The organism is Bradyrhizobium sp. BWC-3-1 (assembly GCF_032917965.1).
Classification (GTDB): Bacteria; Pseudomonadota; Alphaproteobacteria; order Rhizobiales; family Xanthobacteraceae; genus Bradyrhizobium; species Bradyrhizobium canariense_D.
This window is the reverse complement of record NZ_CP136625.1, coordinates 6,639,326-6,663,033: the sequence shown is the minus strand read 5'-3', so window position 1 is coordinate 6,663,033 and position 23,708 is coordinate 6,639,326. Positions and strand designations below refer to the sequence as shown.

The window sequence follows — 23,708 nt, the reverse complement described above, 5'->3', positions numbered from 1 at the left end:
GAGCGGCGATGACCCTGAAACACCAGCGTGATCAGGCCGATTTCAAAGCGATCTTGCCGGAGGAGATCGACTGGAAGCCGTTTCCGGCGTTTCCGGCTGGTGCTCGTTTGGCGATCATGGTTGGCCACCCGGCGGAACCCGGTCCTTATATGGTCAGAGTGAAGTTGCCGACCGACGCCAAGCTGATGCCGCACAAGCACCCGGAAGATCGTATCTACACGGTTATGTCCCGTGTTTTCTATATCGGGCTCGGTGAGATCTTCGACGCCGAAAACGTGCAAGCCTATCCGCCGGGAAGCGCGTTGTTCCGCCGGGAGAAACCTGGCATTTCCATTGGCGAAGTCCGGCCAATACGTCACGCAGGTGACGGCAATCGGCCCGCTTGGTCTTGAATATCACGACTTGCGCGACGATCCGCGGCATCGCCACGCCTGAGGGCAAGGTCCTGGAATTTATCCTGATCCTGACGTCATCAGGAACTATCGGCTAAAGGGAGGAAGTCAATGAGTATTCGAGAAGCCCAAGCGCGAAAGACCGCTTTGCTCAAGACACCTACAGATCTGACGCCGGATGCGATCCGAGATATCTCGGGTGCCTTGAACATCCTGCTTGCCGATGTGTTCGGCTTGTATCTGAAGACCAAGAATTTTCATTGGCACGTGTCCGGTCCGCACTTTCGCGATTATCACCTTCTCCTCGACGAGCAGGGTGACCAGATCTTCGCTACGACCGACGCCATCGCCGAACGTGTGCGCAAGGTCGGAGGCACGACATTGCGTTCGATCGGGCATATCGGCCGCTTGCAACGTATCCTGGACAACGACGCAGGTTTCGTTACCCCGATGGACATGCTCGCCGAGCTCCGAGACGACAACAGACAGATCACCGCAGCGATGAGAGAAACACACGGCGTGTGCGACGAGTACGGCGACGCGGCTACCACAAGTCTACTGGAAAATTGGATCGATGAAGCCGAGCGACGCACCTGGTTCCTGTTTGAGGCCACGCGGCACGGGGACGGTTGAAATTGTCATAACCGCCGTCTATCAAATCGTGGAAGAGAGCTGACTTCCCTGTTATCCCCGCCGGCGGCAGGGGCCTGCGAGCCGAGTGGCCCGACTGTAGGATCGCGCATTCTTGCGGGCGCTAATGAATAACTTCGATCCGGCCGAAAGAGCGAGTGCGTTGAGTTGTGCAGGGGGTAGATTTGGCAGGATCCTATCCGCCTAGCTTCTCAATGATTATTCCCCGATGGGCAGCATCATGTAGAAGACTGCGCCGCGAGGTTCGTTCGGCATTGCCCAGAGCCGGCCGCCATGCGCTTCGATAATCGAGCGGCAGATCGGCAATCCCATGCCCAAGCCGCTGGGCTTGGTTGTAAAAAACGGATCGAACATTCGCTCAGGATTGGTTTGAGACAGCCCCGGACCCGTATCGCTTACCGCGACAAGCACGCCCCCCGATTTGACCTCATCGGTCTTGATCAGCAACTCGCGTCTCCCCTCCGTCGCCTCGCTCATCGCTTCAATAGCGTTCATGACCAAGTTGAGGACCACCTGCTGCAATTGAACCTTGTCCCCCAAAATGTGCGGCAGCGTCTCTGACAGCTGCATCTCAGCCGAAACGCTGTGCTCTGACATCGCGGCACGGGTCAGTCTCATAATTTCCAGAATCGCCTCATTAATTTCTAGATTACCCTTTTGCGCCGGCGCTTTTTTGGAAAACTCACGAATTCGGCTCACAATGTCAGCGGTTCGCTTGCCGTCGCTGACAATGCGGTCGATCAACGGCTTGGCCTTTTCCAAATTGGGCGGTTGATGGGCGAGCCAGCGCAGAGCGGTTTCAGCATTCGTAAGCAGTGCAGCGACAGGTTGGTTGACCTCGTGGGCGATCGAGGCCGTAAGTTGGCCCATTGTCGCGACGCGGTTCGCGTGCGCCAGCTCTGCCTCGGCGCGCTTTCGTTCGGTTAGGTCGACAACGAAAGCCACGCCCTGGTGTCGGAGTTCGCCGTACGTCGCTCCGGCCACAAGCACCGGCACGCGGCTGCCGTCTTCTCGAAACAAATCTTTCTCGTAGGGTCGGCAGGTTCCGGTAGAGGCCAACTCTGCCAAGATCCGTTCGTCGGTCCCGGCCCATTCGGGAGGTGTCAAGCCAGTAAAGCTCAGACGGCCCGAAATGACGTCATCGCGGCTATATCCCACGATACTAAGAAACGCGTCGTTGGCTTCCACGATGCGGCGGTCAACATCGAAAATGCATATCCCGACGATATTGGAATCGACGAGGCGTCGGACCTTCGCCTCCCGCTCTTGAAGATCGCTATAAAGGCGCGTGTTCTCCAGCGAGATCGCTGCTTGCGCCGCCAGCAATTCCAGGACCGCGATCCGAGCCGGTGTGAACGCGTGGGACGTCAGCGCGTTTTCGAGGAGGAGAATCCCGGCTAACGCCTGCTGCTTGATCAGCGGCAGGCAGAGGATCGATTTCGATTGTCCGTCGCGTAGATAGTCGTCGCCGGAGAACAGGTTGGATTTGGAGGCATCATTGAGAATTATGGTTTCCCGCGTGCGGATCACGTAGCGGACCAGGGATTCGGGACACGCAATCCCGGTGATCGGCTCCTGGCGCATTGTGACTTCAACCTGATCGCTGGTCGTTCGCGCCTCGGCCTGGATCAGATATTCATCGCCTGTGGCCAGTATTAAGAGGCCGCGATCCGCGCCGGCATTCTCGAGCGCGATCGTCATTAGCCGCTCGATCAGCTTCGGCAACTCGATCTCGCTGGACACCGCCTGAGACGCCTTGACGATGCTTGCGACATCCAGCTGCTGGCTTGGGGGGGCAATGATCGGGACGGGACGCTGCTCCTCCGGAGCGGCCAAATGTGGATAGAATCGATCGAGCTGTCGCACCTTGCCCTCGGCCCCCCAGCGAAAATAGCAGTCCTTGGCCTTGCGAAGATAGGAGTCCGCGAATGTCTCGAAACCGCGCGCGCTGCAGAAGCGGGCAGCCACCTCATAGGCCAGAGCTTCATTTTGTACGAGCCCATGCTCGCGGGCCGAGCGAATGGCTTGCTCGTACAGGCGCATGGCATCGGCGTCTCGCCCGTCGATCCGGGCCACCTCGGCCCCTACGAGTGCCGCCCGGGTCGCAAAATTCTCGGGGCTATGGAGTCCCCAGGTGTCGAGCTTCTCCAGGTGATCCGTCAGCCTCCCGCGATGATATTTGCGGTCCTCAAATGAGGCCGATTCATAAACCGCGGCATGGCAAAGGGCATCGTAGAAGTGGTACTCCACGACCTCCAAAAGAGACAGGGTGCCCCCGACCAGTGGCTGCGCCCTTGAGGCCGCCTGCAAGGCGTCAGAATATTCGCCCGCGAGGAAACGTGCCTGCAACTTCCGGATGTAGTACCAACATTCCGGCAGCGCAAGCGCCGGCTTACCGGCCAGATTATGCTCAAGATCAATTTCACGGAACACACCGTCGTCGAATGAGCCAAGACGGACAGTCAGTCCCCGCAGGCTTCGGATGAGGCCGAGTTGACCAAGAATCCAGCCTTCGATCGTTCCGAAGCCGACTTTCCGGACAAAGGTAAGACCATGTTCAGCTTGCTCTTGGGCCTCGATCAATGGGTCCCCAGCCATCAAATAGTTGGTGGTGAGCTGGCCGCAAGCGTATCCTGCGAAGCTGATTTCACCGGTCCGGCTGGCGAGCTCAAAGCCGCGTGTTAGGAACTCGCGCCCCTTTCGCACATGTTGAGTCCAGGGTACGCCGAAACCGAATGTCTCGAATGTCCTGGCTTGAAAGCGCTGTAAGCCCGGCTGCTCGACCAACTCGCACCCCAACCGTCCGAAGCGGTAACCAGCGTCGAACTGGCCGAAGTAGGTTGCCAAAGTGCCCAGCTGCGCGTAGGCGATACAAGATGCATCACTGTGACCTCGCTCGAGTCCTATGCTAACAGCGGTGCAAACAGCCAATGCGAACAGGTGCCAAGAGTCAAAGTAATGCCCGGGGATCGCAACTCTGGTCAAAAGATCCACAGCGGCCAGCGAATCGGGATCGCTCATGAGTGGCAGATTGATGAGATCTTCGATCGCACGAGCGCCTAACCGGGTCCAGATTCCATCGTAAGCGCGTCGCGCATCAGCTTCCGTCGGACGTTCCGGCAAGTCGACGCCCAGCTGTCGTAACGAACGCAGACCTACGGCGACCGCCTCATCGCTACGATCGATTCCCTGGTAAAGATCGACTTGCAGGCAGGCCACCGCCACGCGCTCTGCTGTCGTGACGGCACGAATGGAAAGACTGCGCAAGCGCTTTTCGGCTTCGGCGATCGTTCCGGAGGCGAACTCGCAATGCGCCCTGGCCAGCTCTAGGGCAAAGCTGAGTTCGGGACGATCCTGCCGGCCGTCCCCGGTCAGTAACGCGGCGCCGGTGGTCAGGTAATTCAATGCAGATGCATAGGCGCACGAGGCCTGGGCGCGCTTGCCGGCCATGAGATTGAACTCAGCCAGTTGCTCGCGCTCTTCCGGTCCCGTCACCAACGACGACGCCCGGTTGAGTTGGTTGACGATTTCGAAGACGGCCTCGTCCAGCTTGCCTGGAGGCGTATGCGCGACCAACATCCTGCCGATCCTTAGGTGTGCGGCGTCGCGCCGCTCAATCGGGATCAGCGCATAAGCAGCCTCGTGGACGCGATCGTGGGCAAACCGGTAGGAACTCTCGAGAAAATCGACTAAATCCTGCCGACGTGCCTCGACGAGGCTGGCGTGCAGCTCCTGCTCGGTGGCCTCGTGAACGATAGCTAACATCGCGGTAGTTGCGATGTTACCGAGACAGGCCAGTTGTTGGAGCGCCAGCTGGGTTGCAATAGGAAGCCGGACGAGTTTTCCGATCATCAAGTCAGCGACATTGTCCGTGTAACCCTTCTCCTGGATCCGCTTGAGGTCCCACGACCAGCGCGAATGCACCGAATCGAATGCGATCAGACCTTCATCCGTCAACGTCGACAGGAACCGATTGATGAAAAACGGATTGCCATCGGTTTTTTGCAGAATAAGCTGAGCTAAATCCCCCACCCGATCCGTATCACAGTGCAGCGCCTCAGCGATCAACCGCGAAACATGTTGGGCATCGAGCGCGCCTAGCGTGATTTCCTCGATGGACGACGTGCCGACTGCCTTGATCGAGCCGAGTTTACGCATCAGCGGATGAGAGGCATCGATCTCGTTGTCGCGATAGGCACCGATGAGAAGCAGGTGCGGGACGCTCTCCTGTGTAAGGAGATCCTCGAGCAGGTCCAAAGTTGCCGCGTCGAGCCATTGGAGGTCGTCGAGAAACAGGGCGAGCGGATGTTCGGGGCGCGCGAATACACCGATAAAACGCCGCAATAGTAAATGGAAGCGTCGCCGGGCGTCGGACGCCGGCAGCTCAGCGATCGGCTCCTGCTCCCCAATGATCAGTTTCAGCTCCGGAACGAGGTCGACGATGAGGTCGCCGTCGGGCTGAAGTGCATTGAGTAAAGTCTCCCGCCAGCGGCCGAGTTCTGCTTCGCTCTTGGCGAGAATCTTGCGAACCAGGACCTGGAAGGCCTGTGCCAGTGTCGCGTACGGGATATCGCGCTTGTATTGGTCGAACTTGCCTGCCGCGAAAAGTCCGCGCGGCGCGACAAGGACCTTGTGCAGCTCGTTTACCAGCGAGGATTTGCCGACGCCGGCATAGCCAGATATCAATACGAGTTCTGGCGCCCCTTGGGCCACGACCCGATCAAACGAGGCGAGTAGGGTAGCGATCTCGCGCTCGCGGCCGTAGAGCTGCTCTGGAATGAGCAATTGGTCCGACGTGTCGTGAGCGGCCAGTGCGAATGGTTCTATCAGGCCGTGTAGCTGCCATTCCCTAAGACACCGTTGCAGGTCGCTCTCAATGCCCCCCGCGGTCTGATAACGTTCCTCCGCAGTCTTCGCGAGAAGCTTCATCACGATCGACGAAAGCACATCAGGAATTCCGGTTGCTCGTTCACTCGGCGCTCGAGCCTGCCGTGCAATATGGCAATGTATCCATTCCATCGGATCAGAGGCCGTAAAGGGAAGACTCCCGGTCAGCATCTCGTAGAGTGTCACTCCGAGCGAGTAGATGTCAGTGCGCGAATCGATCGAGCGATTCATCCTGCCTGTTTGCTCCGGCGCCATGTAGGCAAGTGTTCCGCCAATGAACTCTGGCGGTTGGACCGATTGTCTCTCGCGCGTAAGTCGCGACGCGATTCCGAATCCGGTAAGCCGTACCTCGTCATTTGCAGTGTTCACCAGAATGTTGGCAGGCTTGATGTCCTTATGGATGAGGCGGTGCTGGTGCACCTTGCCAAGGGCTGCGGCCACCCCAACTGCGAGGCGCAGGAAGAGTCCTACCTCCATTGGCGTGCCGAGGAGCCCACCGAGCAACTCGCCGCCAGGATCCTCGAGCACCAGAATGATTTTGCCGCCGCGATCTCGCGTGAGCTCGAGCGGCAGCACGGCCCACGTGCTGTCAAGCTCATCCTTGAAGGAGTATTCGTGGGCAATGCGATCGAGAATAGTCTGCGTTGGTTGTTCCGAGGCCGGGAGTACGATCAGTACATCCTTCCCACCTACCTCGCCCTCCCGCCACCCTCGCGCGAGGACGAGTCCGCCATCCTCCGATAAAATCTCAAGGTTACCCATTCCGTTCGCGCTGAACCGAGAAGATGATCCCACTCGCAAGCCTCGCCTTTCAGCCGGCAGCGGCGCCCAGCTATGCACGACAGATCACCGCAGACAGTACAGAAGTCATCTTGGCTCGCCCGACGCCTCTTTGCATCGGTCCTCGGTAGGCTCAAGGTTAGCACTGTCGCACGCGCGCTTGGAAGCTGTGTGCGTCGTAGGGGCCGAACTCAAGTTCGGAGTTGCGAAACGTGCAACAGCCAGTCGTGCCAGCAGCGATCTCCGGCTTTGCTGCTAACTAAGTGTTCTATAAAGGTTATTCGCTTCGGGGCCAGCTTCGCTAGGAGGGATAATGGTCTGATTGGAGCACGAGTAGCCCATTTGATTTTCGAAGTGGCTTCTCCTGAATTATGTTCTAGACTGAACAACGGTTTCGGCGGGAAGCCGCCGCAGCAGGACACTCTGCCGTTGGAGCGCCTCCAACCGGCGTCACGCGTGAGGGTGAACTGCAAGAGGAGAGGCTTCATGTGTGATTGTCATGGCGGCCTGGGCCTGGCAATTCCCGCGATGAACCGACGATCGCTCTTGCAAGCGAGCGCGCTGGGAACAATCACGATGGCGGGTGGGATGATGGGCCTTCCCAGATCGGCCCGTGCAGCCGCGACTGTCCAGGCGGCCCACGGCGACGGCTTTTGCAACGTCGCGTTCTTTATCGCGCATGCACGCCAACTTGCAAGGGACGATGGACTGACGCTCCAATTCGTCAATAGCCCTTCCTTCGCCGAGCAGGTTACGTTCCTCGGCACGGGGCAGGTAGACGTCAGCGTGCTGCCCTACACAAACTTCATGGCTCTCTATGACGCCGGCGCGCCGGTTACGATCGTCGCCGGCGGCGGCGTCCAAGGCATCTACCTCGTCGCTCAGCCGGGGCTCGACATGCCCGCCAAGCTCAAGGGCAAGACGCTCGGAACTTTCCAGAACAACACGCTCGAAGTGCTGCCCTACGATTGGCTGAAGAAGAACGGCGTTGCATACAAGGACGTGACGGTCCGCTACATGGACTCGATCGGTGACATGGTCGCCGCATTCAAGGCCGGTTCGATCGATATCGCCTCTACCATCGAGCCCTATGGCTCGGCCCTCCTCAGCGAGGTGAAGGGTTCGGTCCTGCTGTCCGATGGCGTCGACATCTATGGGCCACAATATACGGACTGCGTGCTCGCCGCGAGCAACGCTCTACTTGCGAAGGACCCCAAGAGCGTCCAGGCGCTGATCAAGGCGATGCTGAAGGCGCAGCTGCTCTGGGAGCAGGATCGCGAGGGACTGCTCGCGGAGCTCGTCGGCACCTACTACAAGACCTCGCTCGAAAATGCCCGGATCGGTGGAAAGGCTCAGCTGGCGAAGGTCGATCAGAGAGCACAGACGGACTTCATTCTGAACCGTGTCGATTCGGTCATGGCGCTGGGCTACATCAAGAAGAAGCCGGGCAAAGATGCGATCGACTGGAGCTATCTTGAGGCAGCAATCGCCGAAGTTCCCGACGTTTACGCCAAGCTCAAATACAAATCGGCTTGAGCTGCATGACAGTGCGCAGCGTCAAGAACGGCGGCGACCCGAAAGTGGCCGACGGTCCGGGCTTGGGCGCTTCCTTGTTCGGTCAGACGTTCGAATTCATCGGTCAGCATGGGCCAAAATTGGGTTGGGGCCTGCTATCGGTCGGGCTGTTCGCCGGTTTATGGGAACTCCTTTGGTATATCGGCCTCGTCGATCAGCGCTTGCTGCCGCCTCCGCACATCTTCCTCAGCGACTTCGCCGGGCAAGCGAAGAATTTCAACACCGCCAAACGTTGGGAGATCGGCGTTGATCCCAATTCTGGGCCGACGCCCGAGATGGCCGTCATCATCACCATGGCGTCCTCAACGCTGCGGGTGCTCGCGGGCCTCGCCATCGCGGCGATCACGAGCCTCTGCATGGGGATCTTGATCCGCTATCATGGCCTGATCGGCAAGTTGGTGCTGCCGATGGTGACGCTTCTCGCTCCGGTCTCTCCGGTCGCCTGGCTGCCGGTGGCGATCTTCCTGTTCGGTATCGGCAACGGACCGGCGATTTTCATGGTGTTCATTGCCCTGTTTTTCACTATGACGCTCGCCACCATCACGCAGATCGATTCGGTCAATCGCAACTATATCAATGTCGCGCGCACGATGGGCGCCAGCAAGCGGCAGATCTACACACGCGTGATCCTCCCGGCGATCCTGCCAGGCTTGCTCGTGGTGCTTCGTCTCAATTTGTTCGCGGCCTGGATGGTGGTGCTAGTCGCCGAGGCAATCGGCGTCGGTTACGGGCTCGGGCAGATCATCTCGATGGCGCGCAACACGTTCAACCCGGGTCTCGTCTACTTGACCATGGTCATCATCGGTCTGCTCGGCTTCACCTTCGACTTTGGCCTGCGGCTGCTGCAGCGGCATGTGCTGTTTTGGATTCCGAAGGGGCAGGGAGGATTGGGCAGTGGCTGACACGCCTCGACTGAATGGCTTAGCCAGCGCCGTGAGCTGCGTCGGCGTCGGCAAAATTTGGAATGCGGGAAGCAAGCGGGCCCAGGAGGCGTTGATCGACATAGATCTCGAGATCGAAACCGGCGAATTCGTGGTTCTACTGGGCCCCTCCGGTTGTGGCAAAAGCACGCTGCTCTATCTCATCGCCGGGCTTGAGAAGCCGACTTCGGGGGTAATCAATTCGCACAGCGAACTCGTCAACGGACCTGCGCCAGAGCGGAGCCTAATCTTTCAGGAGACATCTCTCTTCCCTTGGTTAAATGTTTGGCAGAACGTCAGCTTCGGTCTTTCCCTGTGTGGCGTGCCGACCGAAACACGTAAAGAGACAGCCCGTAAGGTGCTGGGGCGGGTGGGGCTTTCCGATGCGTTCGAAAAGCGTCCCGACGAGCTCTCTGGCGGAATGCGTCAGCGCGTCGCCGTGGCGCGCGCGCTCGCCATGCAGCCCAAAGTCCTCCTGATGGACGAACCCTTCGCTGCCCTCGACGTCCAGACCCGCGTCAAGATGCAGGGTTTCCTGCTAGATGTTTGGGATGTCAGCAAGGCCTCTGTTTTGTTTGTCACCCATCATATCGATGAGGCTATCGCGCTCGCCGACCGGGTCGTCGTATTTACCGCGCGCCCCGGTCGCATCAAAGCGGTTCTATCGATCGATTTGCCGCGACCGCGGGATCTGACGTCGCCGGCCCTGCTTGCGTTGCGCGTCGAATTGACCTCCCTGTTGCGCGACGAGGTCGATCGCGCATTCGCCGAGCAGGAGAGCCTTTCCGTGACCCGCTGACGGAACGTTTATTGCGGCCACTCAGTTTCGATAGGGGATATCGTTCGCTTGCAAGATCCAGGAGAACGACGCAGAGTTCGTTACCCTGATGGACATGCTACCCGAACTCCGACATGACAGGTCATGGTAGCGATGCGCGGAACACAAGGCGTCTGCGAAAAAAATACGGCCATGTGGTCTACTGGAAACCGGATCGGTGAAGCGGAGCGTCGCACTTGGTTCTCGTTTGAGACCATGCGGCACGGGCGGGTTGAACCAATGCAATAAAACTGCCGAATACGTGTCTCAGGTCATTGGGGGGGCGCCCGCACTTGGCAGGATAGCTATCCACCGAGGTTCTCAAGCGATTGTTCCCCGATCGGCAGCATCATGCAGAAGGCTGCGCCGTGAGGTTCGTTCGGGGTTGCCCAGAGCCGGCCGCCATGCGCTTCGACGATCGAGCGGCAGATCGACAACCCCATCCCCAAACCGCTGGATTTGGTCGTGTAGAAGGCCTCGAAAATACGTGCGAAGCCCGCTGGAGGCAGTCCCGGACCGGAGTCGCGTATCGCGACGAGTACGCCATCCCCCTCAGCGGTCGTGCTGATCGACAACTCGCGTGACCCCGTCTCGAGCTCGGTCATTGCTTCGATCGCGTTCATAATCAAGTTCAGAACCACCTGTTGCAATTGGATTCTGTCCCCCAGAATGCGTGGGAGTTCCTTTGCCAGTTGCGTGTTCGCCAAAACACCGTTGTCTGACATCGCGGCATGCGTCAGCCCCATAACATCCAAGATTGCTTCGTTGACTTGCACGCTTTCCATCCGCACCGGCGCCTTCTTGGAAAAATCCCGAATTCGACTCAAAGTATCGGCGGCCCGTTTGCCGTCGCTGATAGCACGTTCGATCGACGGCTTGGCCTTTTCCAAATTGGGTGGCTCGTAGGAAAGCCAGCGCAGCGCGGTTTCGGCATTCGTAAGCACGGCAGCGAGAGGTTGGTTGAGCTCGTGCGCGATCGAGGCCGTGAACTGGCCCATGGTGGCCACGCGGCTCGCGTGCGCCAGCTCCATTTGAGCCTCGCGGAATCGCCGCTCGCTCTCGATCAGTTCGTTCTCGGCCCTTTTGCGGTCTTCGATATCGTAGGTTGCCGCATACCAGGCGATAACCTCTCCGTTCCTCCGCAATGGCACACGGCGTGTAACGAACCAGCGGTATTCGCCATCAGCCCTTCGAAGGCGAAGTTCCGACTCGAAAGGTTCACCTGCGACAAGCGCGACATCCCAGGCAGCTTCAAGTCGTGGAACGTCATCAGGATGAGTAATGATGCTGGTGCGAGTGGTCCACTTCGTCGTTGTCAGTCCGCTGTATGTGCGTCCGACTGCATTGACATAATCTATTATACCGTCAGCCCGGTGGCGAAGTACCAATACAGGCACGGTGTCGATGATCAATTGAAGCTCATGTCTGGCTTTGGCCAGGTCAGCTTCGCTCTCGCGCAGCGCGTCCTCGGTTCGCTTTCTTTCGTCGACATCAAACGCGATAGCATACCATTTGATCACCTCACCCGTCTCGCCCCGTAGCGGTACGCGGCGAACCCGGTACCACCTGTACTCTCCATCGGCTCTTCGCAGCCGTTGCTCCAGCTCAAACGGTTCTCCTGTCGCGATGTGCTCGCGCCACTCGCGTGCGACCATCTCTTCATCATCCGGATGTAGCGCGCTACCCCAACGGCGGCCCTCGGAATTGTCCTGCGAAAGGCCCGTAAACTCCCGCCAGTTCTTGTTGCGGAAATCCATGAATCCGTCGGCGCGATACCGCGCGATCAGTGCCGGCACCGCATCGACGGTCTGCCGGATCTCCTGTTCAGCTCCTTCCGCCTTGATTGCGGCCTCGCTGCGTTCAGTCTTTTCGACGCGCAGCCTTTCGTTTTTCTGTTGTAATTCCCGGATCATCAAGTGCTGCTCGTTGAGCAGCAGTTGATGCGAGGCTGAAGTGCTTCTCCGAGCGGCAGACAGCACCACAAACGTCGACGCTACGATAAAGAGTCCCAGTCCGAGGATCTCGCCGGACCGAAGAACAACGGGATTGCCTGATGAGAGAAGAGGATATTGGAGAGAAAGCAACGTCAGCACGGAAGCGAGCCCCGCCGGACCTGGGCCTGCTGCCAGGGCCACAAACGTGACCGTGCAGAGAAACAACAAGAGCGCAAGATCGCAGCTCGACGAGGGCAATACCGTAAGAACTACCACGGCTGATATTGCCGCCGAGACAATCGCAATCGCGTATTTTACAATCATTGGGCATTTCAGGATCCGCGAAAGGGCGGACGTCGTCGTGATCATTTTCCCCTGCCTGCTCACCACCAGTTGGGCCTGCGGAGATGCACCGAAGTTGATCTACAATTCGTGCGAACGAAACGCTCGTATTCTCGGAGAAGTGGACTGACTGGGATACGGCTATCAGCCGCGTTTCCGGAGGATTGGTTTAAGAGCATCGGCCATCCGAACCAGCTCGGCATAAGTTCGTGCGCGCATTTTATGCATGGCCGCACCGCGATGAATTTTGACGGTAATTTCGCTGATCCCGAGGTCGCCGGCTACCTGCTTGTTCATCTTGCCGGTCGTAACAAGCAGCATCACTTCCTGTTCCCGCGGGGATAGCGTTTCGAAGCGCTCTTTCAGTTCCGAACCATCGTTCTCGACGACGCGTCGCTCTCGATCGCGCTCGATGGCGGCCAGGACGGCATCGAGCATGTCCTGATCGCGAAACGGCTTGGGAAGGAAATCTACAGCGCCATGCTTCATGGCGTGGACAGACATCGGAATGTCCCCGTATCCGGTCATCATCACGACCGGAATTCCTACGCCAATCTGGACCAGCCGGGTTTGAAACTCGAGCCCGTTCATGTCTGGCAACCTGACATCTAGCACAATGCAGCCCGGCCTATCCGAGAGGTTTGCCGCAAGGAAATCCTTCGCTGTGGCGTAGGTTTGGGTCTGAAGTCCGACCGAGTCAAAGAGACCCTCAAGCGCGCCGCGCATGGAAGCATCGTCATCGACGACGTGTACAAGGGGCTTCTCGTTGGTGGCGGTCCGCATACCGTTTGTTTTGCACCGTATTTGCACGGGTTGTTAGCACAAACGGCAACGGACAGGGGATCACACCTACGTATAGGTCCCGGGGCCTCCTCCCTCTGCTGCTCTCAAAAGCTTAATTTCGACTGGGGTTTAGCTTGCGGTCATCGCTGCAGCGGGCGCGTAGATTGAGAACACCGACCCTTCCCCCACCATCGATCGGACTTCGATTCGGTGGCCAAGCACCTCGATCGCACGGCGGACGATAGAGAGCCCTATCCCCAACCCGTTGCTACGTTCGGGCGCAAGACGCGTGAAGGATTCGAAGATCCGGGGCAGTTGCTCGTCCGGAATCCCGATACCTGTGTCGTATACGTCGATCCTAATTTCGGACCCTTTGCGGCGGCAGCCGATCAAAATGCGTCCTCCAGGTTCGGTGTATCTTGTTGCGTTAGTCAGCAGATTTTGGAGGATGCAATCGAGCAGCACCGGATTGCTCATTACATGGGCATTCGTTGCGACTGCCCGAAGATCGATCCCTGCTTGAATTGCGGCATCTTCGTTTTCGTGCCGGAGCCGCCAGAACAAGGGCCCAAGTCCGACAGAGGAGACCGTCAGGGCGTTCGTGCGCTCGGCGAGATAAAAGGCATCGATCAGACAATTGAGCTGTTCGGTCAGCTTTTTAACAGCCCGTTCCCCCCGGTCCAGCCACGCTTGCTGCGGCACTTGCTCCAAGCGCGAGCGCAGCAGGGAATACGTGCTCTCTATTACCTGCAAGGATTGCCGAAGGTCATGTCCCATCATCCCGACAATCGTCGTCTGAAACTCCTGCGCGACCACGGTTTTAGGCTTCTGATCCTGCATGTTCGGCGCGAAGCTTTCGATCGTTCTCATCTTTTTCCCCCATTTGGCTCTGCATGCCACGAGCCCATCAAAAGCCGGTCAACAGGATCTTTGCCATCCTACGTTTCGGTGTCGCGGATCAGCTTATCGTATGATGATGGTGGGTGAGGTTCGCTGGCATGCAACGGGGCACGACCGGGCAGGGATGGCGCCGTCGCATGACCCTTCGGTATGACCCACTCAGCGCCTCAGTCTGATTCTCTCGATCCCCGGTTTCCGAAGATGTTCGCTTGGGTAACGGAGCCGGGATTGTTGGTCATCGCGGCGCGACGCAATGGGGTGTACGTGCGTGCCAGGCCAGGGGAAATGCCTACCGGAGCCCGTCGCGAAGATTTTTCGGTCCGGCGAACGTATATTCCCGGTCATCGCGGCGGTTTATGCGGCTGTCTCGGTCGCGGCTGGACGACGATTTCGGGTTTGCCGCCGGGATCACGCACGTGAACAGAAGGCCGGCCTGGAAACGCTGCAGAAGTTGGCTGGGCTTGGCCCTGTGCCACTCCGGAACAGCGAGTATGTCGTGGAGGCGCACTACAGACACATACCGCCCGCTCGGCCGACTGGACGTTTCTCCGAACGTTCATTAGTTCGTCGATCCGGGCGGGACGGCCAGAACAGGCATCTCGTCGTATTCGGCGTGCAAAACGGTCGCGAATATCGGACGTCGACCGTGCCTGCATCACCACGTCGCAGGCTATAACACTCTTGTATAATTTCTGGGCATCCGGGGCCCATGCAAAGTTTCGTTTCCCCCGCTTTTTCAGTCAATTGGGGGCATGGATGCTGTGTGGCAAGACATCTCGAAATCGCGGTCATCGACGATGACGAGTCATTCCGAGTAGCGCTCGTGGAATCGCTGTCCTCGCTCGGGTATGGGTCCAGCGGGTACGCCTCCGCTGAGGACTATATTCGTGTGGTTGGGGGCGATTCTTTCGATTGCGTCGTTTCGGACATTCACATGCCCGGCATGAGCGGGCTGGATCTGATGAAACACCTCGCCGCTCGGGGATCAAGGACACCTGTCATTTTGATCACGGCACGTTCAGACGCAAACCTGCAGGCCAAGGCCTCCGTTGCGGGTGCCGTGTGCCTGCTCAGAAAGCCTTTCGAAATAGACGAGCTGACCACGTGCATTGAAGGAGCCGTGAAGGACTGAAGCGCAATTGTGACCATACGCGCGCCGGTTCGCGCTTTTGCGAATTCTGGGGGAGCTGCCGTATGATCCTTTCACCGGCAGCGATTTCGTCGTGAAAATCGTTGGTTCGGGGCATTTGCGTTTCGCTGCAACCACGGTCCAATGAGCAGAACAAGCGGGCGAAACGGTGTGGTTGAATGAGGCCGAAGACGGCAGCGCAGCGCAGATATTGTCGCACGAAGGCGGCATTCTTCTGCGCAGAATCCAGTGTCGGGACGCCGATGGTGATTCCAATTCGTCAACCACAATGTTGGTCGCCTGCGATCGGGCAGCCCACGACAAGCTGAGCAGGCTTTGCCACGAATTCGAACTCACGGAATGCCTCGACTCCAATTGGGCCCTTCGCCCGCTGGAGTTCGTTCAGGAACACGGCCAAACTATTCTGGTGTTCGAAGACCCCGGAGGCGAGCTGCTTAGCCGGTTGTTGGATGCGCCTCTGGGAATTGAGACGTTCCTGCGGCTTGCTATCGATATCACTGCAGCCCTTGGCAAGATGCACCAGCGAGGTCTGGTCCACAAAGACATAAAGCCTTCCAATTTTCTAGTGAACAACCGTGATGGAGCGACCCGGCTCAAGGGCTTTGGAATAGCTTCGCGCATCCCGCGCGAACGGCAGGCCCCCGGACCCCCGGAGTTCATCGCCGGGACCCTTGCCTATATGGCCCCGGAGCAAACCGGGAGGATGAATCGTTCGATCGACTCGCGCAGCGATCTATACGCGCTGGGCGTCACCTTCTATCAAATGTTGACGGGAAGTCTGCCGTTCGACGCCATCGATGCAATGGAATGGGTTCATTGCCATATCGCAAGGCAGCCGCGTTCGCCTAGTGAAAGGACGAGCGGAATTCCTTATGTGCTTTCGTCAATCGTGATGAAGCTCCTCGCTAAGACTGCGGAGGGACGCTATCAAACGGCGGGGGGTGTGGAAGCGGACCTGCGTCGGTGTCTGACGGATTGGCAGTGCCATGGTCGCATCGAACCATTCCCGGTGGCTGTGCACGATATATCGAATCAATTGCTGATCCCGGAGCATCTCTATGGTCGGGAGTTCGAGATCGCATCCCTGCTGGCATCGTTCGAGCGTGTGGTGGCGGGAGGCAGGCCGGAACTCGTTCTTGTTTCCGGCTACTCGGGTGTTGGCAAATCCTCCGTTGTCAATGAACTCCATAAACCGCTCGTCCCGCCCCGAGGCCGTTTTGCATCAGGAAAGTTCGACCAGTACAAGCGAGACATCCCCTATGCGACCCTCGCACAAGCCTTCCAGAGCCTGATCCGTCCAATTCTTGCGACGAAAGAAGAAGAGCTGGGCCGTTGGCGCGATCGCATCCGCGAGGCACTGGGTCCGAATGGCCAGCTTATGGTGGATCTCGTCCCGGAGTTAAAGCTCATCATCGGGGACCAACTGCCTGTTCCGGAACTTCCGCCAAAAGATGCGCAGAGCCGCTTTCAACTTGTCTTCCGTCGGTTCATCGGCGCATTCACGCGGGAGCATCCGCTGGCCCTGTTCCTCGACGATCTGCAATGGCTTGACGCGGCCACGCTCGATCTAGTGGCAGATTTATTGACGCACCCAGGCGTCAATAATTTGCTGTTGATCGGGGCCTATCGTGACAACGAAGTGGCTGCCGCGCACCCGCTGATGCGCAGGCTCGACGCGATGCATCAGGCCGGAGCGACGCTACTGAGCATCGTACTCGCGCCCCTGACGCGTGAGAACCTGGAGCAGCTGATCGCGGATTCGCTTCGCTGTGAACCAGGACATGCTTGCCCGTTGGCGGGACTCGTCAAGGAAAAGACGGCCGGCAATCCGTTTTTCGCTATTCAATTTCTATCTGCGCTCTTCGAAGAGGGATTGCTCATCTTCGATCAAATCGAAGGACAGTGGCATTGGGATCTAAATCGCATTCACGCCAAGGGTTATACCGATAACGTCGTGGACCTTATGGTGGGGAAGTTGAATCGGCTACCCACCGAGACGCAGAAGGCGCTACAGCAGCTCGCGTGCCTTGGCAACAGCGCCGATTTTGCAATGCTACGCATGGTTTACCAGGACTCGAGCGAGGAGCTGCATGGGCAGCTGTGGGAAGCGGTCCGAACGGGCCTCATTTTCCGAATAGAAAATTCTTACACGTTTCTCCACGATCGTGTGCAGGAAGCCGCATACTCTTTGATCCCGCAACAGTTGCGAGCAGCAGCGCATTTGCGCATCGGCATGCAGATGGCCTCACACACATCTCCAGACAAACTTGAGGAAGAGATCTTCGAGATCGCGAATCAACTCAACCGTGGCTCTCATCTGATCACGTCGATTGCGGAGCGCGAACGTATTGTGGAATTGAATCTGATCGCGGGCAGACGCGCAAAGATTTCAACGGCATACGCGTCGGCACTTAGGTATCTCCATGCCGGCCGCGGACTAATGATGGACGATGCCTGGAATCGCAACTACGACCTGGTCTTCTCGATTGAGTATCTGCTGGCAGAATGCGAATTGCTGACGGCTGATATGTCGAGCGCAGAAAGTCGGCTCTCCGTGTTGGTCGAACGGGCAAAGAGCGCTCACGATATTGCTCTTGTCACGCGCTTGCGCCTAACGCTCTATGATTTTTTGGGTCGTAGCGATCGCGGCGTAGAGGTGTTCATCGAGTATGAGCGAGGTCACGGCAATCACTGGTCGCCACATCCCACCGACGAGGAGGTTTCGCGGGAATACGATCAAATCTGGTCTTTGGTGGGAACTCGGAAAATCGAACAACTCGCTGACCTGCCCCTGATCACCAATCCGGATGTGCTCGATGTCCTAGATGTTTTTAATGCGATTGTGATGCCAGCGATGTTCACCGATGAGAACCTTCATGCTCTCGTGGTTTGTCGGATGGTCAGACTCAGCCTTGAGCATGGCAACAGCGACGCATCCTGCTTCGCGTATGTATCGCTAAGTATGCTCGCCGGACCCCATTTCGGGGACTATGAGGCCGGATTCCAGCTCGGCAAGCTGGGCTACGATCTGGTGGAAAAGCACGGATTGCATCGCGCTCAAGCTCGTGTCTATTTGCGTTTTGGGAATTGTATCATGCCGTGGAGGCAGCACGTCAAAACAGGGCGCCAGCTTTTGCGACGGGCTTTCGACGCCGCGAGCGGGATAGGAGACCTCACTTTTGCTGCGTATAGCTACCACTACATGCTTACAAATCTTCTTGCGAGCGGAGACTCCCTGGCCGACGTGCAGCGCGAAGCTGAGACTGGCCTCGAGTTCGCAAGTAAAGTCGTGTTCGGTATCGTCATACATGTCCTCACTGCGCAGCTCGCGTTCGTTCGGACACTTCGGGGCCTGACAACAAAGTTCGGTTCGTTGAGTGATGGTCACTTTGACGAGACTCAGTTCGAGCTTCAATCATCGCGTAATCCGATGTGGGCGCTGGCGGAATGCCGGTATTGGATTCGAAAGTTACAAGCGCGGTTCCTTGCGGGAGATTGCTCCTCTGCAATCGAGGCATCGTTGAACGCTGGGCGGCTGCTCTGGACATCGCACTCCTTCTTTGAAGTGGCGGAGTATCACTTTTACGGCGCTCTCGCTCGCGCTGCGGCTTTTGATTCTGCAAGCGAGGGCTCGCGACAGCAACACTTCGAGGCGCTGGCCGATCACTACCGGCAGCTTGCAATATGGGCTGACAATTGTCCCGAGAATTTCGAAAACCGTGCCGCACTGGTACGTGCGGAAATAGCCCGGATCGAAGGGCGCGAACTCGAGGCCATGCGCCTCTACGAACAGGCCATCCGTTCGGCCGGTGACCACGGCTTCGTTCACAACGAAGCGGTAGCCTATGAGGCGGCCGCCCGGTTCTACCATACGCGCGGCTCCGAGACATCCGCCGGCGCCCATCTGCGCAAGGCGAGGGATTGCTATCTCCGCTGGGGGGCCGATGGCAAGGTACGGCAGCTCGATCAGCTTTACCCGAAGTTGGCTGGTCCAGAGGCGCAACATCCCGTCGCGATTCTTGGTTCCACGATCCAGCATCTGGACGTCGCGAGCGTCGTCAAGGCGTCGCAAGCCTTGTCCGGTGAGATCGTGATGCCCAGGTTGATCGAACGGTTGATGGAGATCGCGATCGAGAACGCAGGCGCCGATCGCGGCGTTCTGATACTGCCCTCAGGGGATGAATATAGGATCCAAGCGGAGGCGCGAGCGAGAGGTGATCAGATCGAAGTCACGATGCGCCAGGAGCCAATCACCGGGATAAATTGCCCCGAGTCCCTCGTGCGTTACGCCATCCGCACGCTGGAAAGCGTGATTCTAGATGATGCTTCCAAGCCAAGTTTATTCTCCGGCGAGGACTACTTGCGAGACCGACAATCGAAGTCCATTCTATGCCTTCCCTTGATGAAACAGCGAGAATTGATCGGGATTCTCCTCCTTGAAAACGCGCTGGTCTCACACGCGTTCACACCGGCTCGCATCGCGGTTCTGGAGTTGCTGGCGGGACAAGCAGCGATCTCGCTCGAAAACACCCGTCTCTATGGCGATCTTGCGCAAGCGGCCGAGCACCGGAAGCAGTCGGAGATCTATCTCGCAGGCGAGAAGCACGTGTTAGAGATGATAGCCTCGGGGCAGCCTCTTCGGGAAGTGCTCGCCGCAATATGCAGGTTTTTTGAGGAATCCGCGCCGGAATGCCATTGCGGCATTTACCCGATCGACGGTCGTAACAAGATATTCGAATTCGGCGTCGCGCCCTCTCTTCCCGCAAGCTACACCAATCCAATCCGAGGGGCGTCGATTGCTTTCGATGATTCTCCACGCAGCCGGTCAATCAGCGAAAAAACGCAGGTGATTGCCGAAGATATTGGATCCGACCCACGTTGGATGGACGCCCCGTGCCGGGCTCATGTTCTGGAACACGGCTTGAGGGCGGTTTGGAGTACGCCGGTTTGCTCACGGGAAGGAGCCGTCATCGGCACCGTATGCGTCTACCAGCGAGAGCCCGGCGGTCCGTCCTCGCATCATCAGGAAACCATCGCACACGTCGCCCATCTCGCCAGCATCGCGATAGAGCGTTCGCAGGCTGAGGCCGGCCTCAAGCGAAGTGAATTCTACCTCACGGAAGGCCAGAGGGTAAGCTTGACCGGTACTTTCGCGTGGGATCTGGCTACTGATGAGATCTCATTTTCAGACCAACTCAAGCGCATCTGGGAGTTCGAGCCATTTACCGAGGTCACCTATGATATGCTTAGTGAACGCACCCATCCGGACGACCTTGCAAGGCTGTATCACTACAGGCAGCGGATGCGTGCGGGACTTACCAATCCGGACTACGAATTGCGGCTGCGGATGCCGGATGGTCGGATCAAGTATCTCTGGGTGAGCGCGCGCGCGATGAGTCACGAGGGTGGGCGACTGGAATGTCTCGGTGCTGCTCAGGACATTACACGACGCCGGCTTGCGGAAGATGCGCGTGACAAGGTTCGATCGGAGCTGGCGCATGTAAGCAGGGTTGTCAGCCTCGGAGCATTGACGGCGTCTATTGCGCACGAGGTAAACCAGCCGCTGGCGTCCATCCTGACGAGCGGTGAGACTGCACTACGCTGGCTGAACCAACCGGAACCCAATTTCGAGAAGGTGCAGCAGGTCCTGAAGCGTGTCGTCAATGATGCGCGCCGTGCAGCTGACGTCATCGACCGTGTTCGTACGATGGCGAGCAAGGGGGCGTCGAGGCGGTCGGAGACCGCGCTCGCTGACATCATCAAGGAATGCACGGCTTTATTGCATCAGGAATTCCAATCGAAGAATGTGTCGAATTCGCTCGATTTAGCGCCCGACTTGCCGAAGGTGATGGTGGACCGTACTCAGTTGCAGCAGGTTATCGTGAACCTTGTCGTCAATGCGGTACAAGCCATCACGATCTCGGAAGTGGCGCGCAGGGATATTGCCATTCGTACACAGCAGATCGATTCCGAAACGGTCTGCTGTATTGTGGAAGACAGCGGCCCTGGCATCGACGCCGAGCATCTGCCGCGCCTATTCGACAGTTTTTTTACGACCAAGGCGACGGGAATGGGGCTGGGCTTGCCGATCGCGCGGTCGATCATCGAAGCACACAATGGGACCATTCGAGCCGACAACAGCTCGAGCCTTGGCGGAGCCAGGCTTATCATTGAACTGCCTGCAAGCTTCGCGTGAGCCGTTGCCCGCGCCACGAATGTCACACTAGTGTCTAGGACGAGATTCATGGCGTCGATCGACGCCGGTTAAGCCCCTATTGTTTATAAAAGTTCAGAGTTGCGGTCCGAGAGGATATTGATGCCTTCGCACGCGCAAGACCTGGTTCTTTCGAATCTGCCGCTGAGCAGGACCTAGCAGAAGCTCGCCCTCAGCGTCGCGCTCCTGATAGTGCGGGCGGCGTTCCTTATAACGGCGACAGGAGAGCAGCAGGTCAAACTGGCGGCCGTGGACGCTTTGGTGCCTCTTTCTGGCATGGGAATGTTCGTGAGCGACTCGATCACCGCAGTGCTCCTATTCACGAAATTCTCTACAGTTCGCTCGTGCATTGCTGATCATCTCAGGGATGGCGTGTTTCAAATGATATTGCACGCGAATACGACAACAGCGCCTGCATCTATCTGACGGAAGCGTACTCATGCTTCACTTTCGATGTGTTCAGCGACGGGAGCGTCACCTTGATTTCGACGTCCGGATACACGCCCCACCACCGGTCGATGTCATTCATTTGGAAGAGTATTTCAAGAGCGACGTGGTCCCGTCTCTCGATACCGACCGCGACATACCACGCGACCCTGTTCATCAATCATAACAAAATGCAAACCGACCAGCTTAAGCAGATCCCGGCATTCAACGAATGACGTTTGCTGAAACTGGTGAGAGCGAATTCGGGTAGACGCTCGCGCCATGGCTCTTGCGGACCAGACCGACAGCGTCAGTCTCGCGCAGCCAACGTTGTTCGACCGCAATCGTTTCCGGTGTTCGCTCCAGACGTAGGTCTATCGGTGGGCTCGGCAAATCGGAAAGTCATAACATCACCCCTGAGGTTCAGCTTCGGACGCTCCGTCTTCCCCAATGTCAGGTCCGTTTACTTGCGACCGGAATTCGAACCGGGCGTCGAGACCGCGACGTCGTCGGTGCCGCCGTTGAGATTGCGGATCACTGGCTTCACCGGGACGCGCTTGTTTGCAAGGTCGAGGCGGAGGCGGAGGCGAGGCGATAGCACATGCCGCCGTCTCGGCGGTATCGATGAAGCGTTCAAGCAGTCGGTGCGCCGCATCCCAGGTTCGCCGAACGGATCGGAAGGCGGCGGACGATCCGAAGGCAGATTGCAGGCGTTATCGCCCAGGGTACGTTAGCCGTAAGGGAAATCCGGCTCGCTTTGCCCGACCTCTATGATGTAGCCATCCGGATCTCGAATGTAGCAGCGCGTCTCACCATACTTGCCTTTTGGTTCAGTGATAAATTGCGCTCCACGCTTTCGCCACTGTTCGTAGCAAGCTTGAATATCCGCGACGCGAATATTCAAGAAGCTGCTGACTGAATTGAGATCGGCTGGAACGTCGAGCGTCACAAGTGGTTTGTCGGATGTCGGGCCGCCCCCGACGTTGACAATCAGCCACGTATTAGCAATCTGAATATATCCAGGCGCCCCGTTGCTGTCGCCTCTGCTCAAGATGCGAGCTCCAAAGACCTTCTCGTAGAATAGCGCGGATCGTTCAATGTTGGTGACGGTAAGAAAGTGCGCAACTGTGATACCCTCATCTGGCGGCATTTTGTAGCGCTTCTGCTCGACCTGTACCTGGTTCATCAAGGGCTCCCAACTCGGGTGGTTTCCTATGCTCAGAAAATCGTGACTGAAGAGCGAGGATTGTTCAACTGAACGCAAAAGTTACGGCGCGATCCTAAAATCGTGTCGCTCGTTGCTTGCGCTATGGGGAAGCCCCTTCCTTCCGCAAGCATCCGGTATTCTCGCCTGCCTCGAACGGCACACGGCCGGCGCCGGGCGCATTTCACTTTCGCCGTGGCCCTCTTGCCGCGGACTTCTTCAGGAATTCCGCAAGAACTACCGCGTGATTAACGGCTGTGTCACGGGCGGCATACAGCAACGTCGCCTTGCGGTCTCCAATTGCCTCAAGGATCTCCGTTACTGCAGGGTTCAACTTGAGCTGCTCTCGGTAGCGCCGCTTGAACTCGGTGAAACGGTCCGCACGATGACCGAACCACGTCCTCAGCAACGGTGTCGGTGCGATGTCCTTTTCCCAGCGGTCGATGGCGACGTCCCTCTTCCGCAGGCCGCGCGGCCATAATCGATCTACCAGAATCCTTTCACCGTCGCCGCGAGAGCAAGGTTCGTAAACTCTCTTGATCTCGATCGATCCCATGTTCGTTCCTTGATCGGCTCCGCCATCAGGGCGAAAACTGGAGGGCGCGTGACGAATCAATTGAAGCACGCGTTCGCGTTCCGCTCGATCATACCTAGATATGACCTGCCTTTCCGAAGGCGCGGTAGATGCCCGCATTGGCGTCGCTGATATTCAAGGAATAGAGAGCCAATGGAC

The 23,708-nt window shown here is 57.9% G+C and carries 13 protein-coding genes; 7 read left to right on the top strand and 6 right to left on the bottom strand.

The annotated features are described in order from the left end of the window. Window positions 1-8: 8 nt before the first annotated feature. Both RX329_RS32070 and RX329_RS32065 read left to right on the top strand, forming a co-directional pair. Entirely contained in the window at window positions 9-392 is a 384-nt protein-coding gene (locus RX329_RS32070) for a cupin domain-containing protein (RefSeq protein WP_240543244.1), read from the top strand. A 111-nt stretch (window positions 393-503) separates the two neighbouring features. Next, window positions 504-1,025, top strand: a complete 522-nt coding sequence (locus tag RX329_RS32065) for a Dps family protein (RefSeq protein ID WP_085359322.1) — start codon at window positions 504-506, stop codon at window positions 1,023-1,025. Window positions 1,026-1,241: 216 nt separating this feature from the next. Here RX329_RS32065 and RX329_RS32060 read toward each other — a convergent pair whose 3' ends face one another. Next, the gene (locus RX329_RS32060; RefSeq protein WP_317244814.1) at window positions 1,242-6,692 is read right to left on the bottom strand and encodes an AAA family ATPase; all 5,451 of its coding nucleotides are present in this window, start codon (window positions 6,690-6,692) and stop codon (window positions 1,242-1,244) included. Between the two features lie 606 nt (window positions 6,693-7,298). Here RX329_RS32060 and RX329_RS32055 point away from each other — a divergent pair. From RX329_RS32055 to RX329_RS32045, 3 genes are read left to right on the top strand one after another with little or no spacing between them, the layout of a single operon-like run. Continuing rightward, a complete protein-coding gene (locus RX329_RS32055; RefSeq protein ID WP_317244813.1) occupies window positions 7,299-8,246 on the top strand; it encodes an ABC transporter substrate-binding protein in 948 nt (315 codons plus the stop codon). Window positions 8,247-8,251: 5 nt separating this feature from the next. Then, entirely contained in the window at window positions 8,252-9,187 is a 936-nt protein-coding gene (locus RX329_RS32050) for an ABC transporter permease (RefSeq protein WP_085359316.1), read from the top strand. Then, window positions 9,180-10,004: an ABC transporter ATP-binding protein gene (locus tag RX329_RS32045; RefSeq protein ID WP_410706123.1), complete on the top strand. Its 825-nt coding sequence runs from the start codon at window positions 9,180-9,182 to the stop codon at window positions 10,002-10,004. Before RX329_RS32050 ends, RX329_RS32045 begins: the two co-directional genes overlap by 8 nt. 323 nt (window positions 10,005-10,327) lie before the next feature. On the opposite strand, the gene RX329_RS32040 is transcribed toward RX329_RS32045, so the two are convergent. The 3 genes from RX329_RS32040 to RX329_RS32030 all read right to left on the bottom strand — a co-directional run bounded on the left by RX329_RS32040 (window position 10,328) and on the right by RX329_RS32030 (window position 13,951). After that, a complete protein-coding gene (locus tag RX329_RS32040; protein ID WP_085364643.1) occupies window positions 10,328-12,325 on the bottom strand; it encodes a PAS domain-containing protein in 1,998 nt (665 codons plus the stop codon). 117 nt (window positions 12,326-12,442) lie between these two features. Next, a complete protein-coding gene (locus tag RX329_RS32035) occupies window positions 12,443-13,081 on the bottom strand; it encodes a response regulator transcription factor (protein WP_085351045.1) in 639 nt (212 codons plus the stop codon). Between the two features lie 129 nt (window positions 13,082-13,210). Further along, the gene (locus RX329_RS32030; protein WP_085359312.1) at window positions 13,211-13,951 is read right to left on the bottom strand and encodes a sensor histidine kinase; all 741 of its coding nucleotides are present in this window, start codon (window positions 13,949-13,951) and stop codon (window positions 13,211-13,213) included. Between the two features lie 793 nt (window positions 13,952-14,744). On the opposite strand from RX329_RS32030, the gene RX329_RS32025 reads away from it, so the two are divergent. Continuing rightward, complete coding sequence (locus tag RX329_RS32025; RefSeq protein ID WP_085350989.1) at window positions 14,745-15,113, top strand: response regulator; 369 nt, start codon at window positions 14,745-14,747, stop codon at window positions 15,111-15,113. Window positions 15,114-15,285: 172 nt separating this feature from the next. After that, window positions 15,286-21,327, top strand: coding sequence for an AAA family ATPase (locus RX329_RS32020; protein ID WP_317244812.1), 6,042 nt, complete (start codon window positions 15,286-15,288; stop codon window positions 21,325-21,327). 1,174 nt (window positions 21,328-22,501) lie between these two features. Here RX329_RS32020 and RX329_RS32015 read toward each other — a convergent pair. Both RX329_RS32015 and RX329_RS32010 read right to left on the bottom strand, forming a co-directional pair. Further along, entirely contained in the window at window positions 22,502-22,957 is a 456-nt protein-coding gene (locus RX329_RS32015; RefSeq protein ID WP_085350992.1) for a VOC family protein, read from the bottom strand. 202 nt (window positions 22,958-23,159) lie between these two features. Continuing rightward, window positions 23,160-23,531, bottom strand: coding sequence for a DUF488 domain-containing protein (locus tag RX329_RS32010; protein WP_085359300.1), 372 nt, complete (start codon window positions 23,529-23,531; stop codon window positions 23,160-23,162). Window positions 23,532-23,708 lie beyond the last annotated feature (177 nt).

Coding starts and splice junctions, on each gene's coding strand:
- RX329_RS32070 (WP_240543244.1), top strand. CDS start 9: ATGACCCTGAAACACCAGCGTGATCAGGCCGATTTCAAAGCGATCTTG.
- RX329_RS32065 (WP_085359322.1), top strand. CDS start 504: ATGAGTATTCGAGAAGCCCAAGCGCGAAAGACCGCTTTGCTCAAGACA.
- RX329_RS32060 (WP_317244814.1), bottom strand. CDS start 6,692: ATGGGTAACCTTGAGATTTTATCGGAGGATGGCGGACTCGTCCTCGCG.
- RX329_RS32055 (WP_317244813.1), top strand. CDS start 7,299: ATGATGGGCCTTCCCAGATCGGCCCGTGCAGCCGCGACTGTCCAGGCG.
- RX329_RS32050 (WP_085359316.1), top strand. CDS start 8,252: ATGACAGTGCGCAGCGTCAAGAACGGCGGCGACCCGAAAGTGGCCGAC.
- RX329_RS32040 (WP_085364643.1), bottom strand. CDS start 12,325: ATGATCACGACGACGTCCGCCCTTTCGCGGATCCTGAAATGCCCAATG.
- RX329_RS32035 (WP_085351045.1), bottom strand. CDS start 13,081: ATGCGGACCGCCACCAACGAGAAGCCCCTTGTACACGTCGTCGATGAC.
- RX329_RS32030 (WP_085359312.1), bottom strand. CDS start 13,951: ATGAGAACGATCGAAAGCTTCGCGCCGAACATGCAGGATCAGAAGCCT.
- RX329_RS32015 (WP_085350992.1), bottom strand. CDS start 22,957: ATGAACCAGGTACAGGTCGAGCAGAAGCGCTACAAAATGCCGCCAGAT.
- RX329_RS32010 (WP_085359300.1), bottom strand. CDS start 23,531: ATGGGATCGATCGAGATCAAGAGAGTTTACGAACCTTGCTCTCGCGGC.